This is a genomic window from Parvimonas sp. D9 (genome assembly GCF_035282565.1).
Classification (GTDB): domain Bacteria; phylum Bacillota; class Clostridia; order Tissierellales; family Peptoniphilaceae; genus Parvimonas; species Parvimonas micra.
This window is the reverse complement of the sequence record NZ_JAYKBM010000056.1, coordinates 1-446: the sequence shown is the minus strand read 5'-3', so window position 1 is coordinate 446 and position 446 is coordinate 1. Positions and strand designations below refer to the sequence as shown.

Sequence of the window (446 nt, the reverse complement as noted above, 5' to 3'; positions counted from 1 at the left end):
TGCCACGTTGGATGTGGTGACTGTCCAGGATCTTGAAACCCCTTAAGGTTTCGACATCATTATAAGAAAGGGTAGCCTTTTGAGCTACCCTTTTTTATTACCTGAAAACGTCGACTGTTGCCGCATGCATTAATAAATGCACATTATCAGCGCCTGAGGCCATCTTGTCGATAATGTCCACGTCATAAGAATTGGTGTGTTTGACGTACCATATATTGACAGGGTGCGGTGTTACACGAATATCCCGGTGAATACGATCTTCTGCCTGTCCATTGGCCTCATGATCATATTCATAGCCAAGCATATACATATTCTGCGCGGCAGGCAATTCATAGGACTCAGCGAACCTAATCGTCTGGATCATAGCGCCGCCGCTCTTAGTCCAGCGGGCTATTTCCTTCTCAATCTCGTCGGGGCCTAAACCCTCTCCCCCTGTTAACCGTGCA

The 446-nt window shown here is 47.3% G+C and carries 1 protein-coding gene; it reads right to left on the bottom strand.

Translation table 11 applies throughout. From position 1 onward, the window contains the following. Positions 1 to 97: 97 nt before the first annotated feature. Positions 98 to 446: hypothetical protein (locus VJI94_RS08000; protein ID WP_324000496.1), on the bottom strand; the 349-nt coding region annotated here is incomplete at its 5' end.